General features: G+C 50.1%; 1 protein-coding gene. It reads right to left on the bottom strand.

The annotated features are described in order from the left end of the window. Positions 1 to 78 precede the first annotated feature (78 nt). Positions 79 to 2,082, bottom strand: a complete 2,004-nt coding sequence (locus tag CLOSYM_RS19960) for a TRAP transporter permease (RefSeq protein ID WP_021643552.1) — start codon at positions 2,080 to 2,082, stop codon at positions 79 to 81. Between the last annotated feature and the right edge of the window lie 138 nt (positions 2,083 to 2,220).

Genomic DNA, 2,220 nt, shown 5'->3' with positions numbered 1-2,220 from the left:
GGCTCAGTTTTTTCATACATCACTTGACACTATCATTTATTAAATGTGTTTAAAATGCTTAGATTATATATTGTGGAGCTACTGCGCCTTTACCGCAGGCGCCTCTTCCCCGCCCTTCTTTACCTTTATTCTCTGATAAATGAAAACTCCGGCAAAAAGGCCGATTCCAATCACATCTGTCACCATATTCGGGTCAATACTCAGGAATGCCACTACCAGTAGCACCGCTCTTTCAGCCCAGCCGCATCTGCAAAACAGCATTCCCTGGAGGCCGGAGGCCAGAGCCACAACACCCAGGCAGGCTGTCAGCGTCGCCTGAACCGTCGTCAGGACGGTTGCATCCGTCACGCCAATCAGAAGTACCGGATTTCCCAGGAAAAAGAATGGCAGGATAAATCCGGTCAGCCCAAGCTTGACCGCAAGCAGGGAGGTCTTCGTCTGATTGGAATCCGCTATGCCGGCCGCCACGTAGGAACTCATCGCCACCGGCGGAGTAATATTGGACAGGCAGGCATATATCAGACAGAACATATGAGCCGCAATGGGCACTGCCCCAATCTCTATCAGGACCGGAATCGCCACTGCCACCACGATTACATAGGCAGCCACACCCGGCACACCCATCCCCAGGATGATGCTCATGATCATAACCATGAGGCCGCCCAGGTAGAGCTGGTTTTCACCGACCACTTCGAGAATCAGATATCCTATCGTAAGTCCCAGGCCGGTCAGGGAAACCGTACCGATTATCACTCCGATCACCACACAGGATACTCCGACACTGACAGCGCCTCTGGAGCCCTCCACCGCTGCATCCACGATATCCTTAAAGCTCATCCTCGTTTCCTTGCGGAGCCAGGAGGCCAGTATAGTGGCAAATATGGAGAACACCGCAGCATAGAGAGGTGTATACCCCAGTACAATCATTCCAATCAGGACTACCAGAGGAATTACAAGATGCCCCTGGTTTTTGAGTACTTCCACGGCATTCGGAATGTTTTCCGGAGCCAGCCCCTTTAGTCCCAGACGTTTTGCCTCAAAGTGGACGGCCAGCAGCAGACCCATATAATATAGGAATGCAGGGATACAGGCTGCTATCATTACCTTGCTGTAGCTGATCCCCAGGAACTCCGCCATGACAAATCCGACTGCTCCCATGATAGGAGGCGCAAACTGTCCTCCCGTAGAGGCAACCGCCTCGACCGCCGCCGCAAACTCCTTCCTGTAGCCGGTCTTCTTCATCAGAGGAATCGTGATTGTTCCGGTCGTCGCCACATTTGCAATAGCGCTTCCGTTAATCATTCCCAAAAGGGCGCTTGCGAGTACGGCTACCTTTGCCGGCCCTCCGGGAGAACGGCCTACCAGAGTCAGGGACAAATCATTAATAAATTTGCTGAATCCACTGTATTTTAAAAATGATCCGAACAATACAAACAGGAATATGTAGGTCGCACTTACGCCAATCCCGACGCCGAAGATCCCCTGGCTGCCCCAGACCATATGGCTCAGGACACGTTTCATCGAAAAACCCGTGTGCCCCAATGGTCCCGGTATATATTTTCCGAAAAAATTATATGCCAGAAAGATAAGTCCCAGCACCGCAAGGCTCGGACAGGCCCGCCTGGCTGCTTCAAACACGACAAGCATTGCCAGCGCGGCTATCACAATTTCCCGTTTCGTCAGATAACCGCCCGACTGGGCAATCCGGGAATAATTAAGCAGCATGTAGCCAAAGGCCCCTATAGCCAGAGCAATCAGAAGCACGTCCCAAACCGGCGGGGCATTTCTCACCTTCTTCTCTTTTTTCATCGTGGGATACAGCAGGAACGTAAATACCAGAAGGAACATGCAGTGCCACATGCGAAGATCCATGGAACTCATGACGCCTATCGTATTTACATAGATTTGGAATACCGCCCAAAATGTAAGCAGAACCGTTAATAATATCCCGAAAAAACCGTTGTAAGAACGCGTCCTCGCGTCGGCATCCTTCTCCTCCAGCAGGCGTCTGGCAGTTTCCCCGGCTGCTGTTGTCTCATCAGTAGACAGGGGAAGACGGTTTTTTTGATTATCTTCAGACATTGTAATTTCTCCTTTAACGCGTCAAATTATTGAAGTTTTCAACAGTGTCTTATTATAACAGAAATATGGGGAACAGTAAAGGTTTTATGGGGAAATTTCTTAAGATACTGAAATGAAAAAGTAAATTCCACTCCCCAT

It is taken from the genome of [Clostridium] symbiosum ATCC 14940 (assembly GCF_000466485.1).
GTDB lineage: Bacteria > Bacillota > Clostridia > Lachnospirales > Lachnospiraceae > Otoolea > Otoolea symbiosa.
This window is presented reverse-complemented; position numbering and strand designations above follow the sequence as displayed.

What these genes read in the sequence shown, in the direction of transcription:
- CLOSYM_RS19960 (WP_021643552.1), bottom strand. Translation starts at nt 2,082, where the DNA reads ATGTCTGAAGATAATCAAAAAAACCGTCTTCCCCTGTCTACTGATGAG.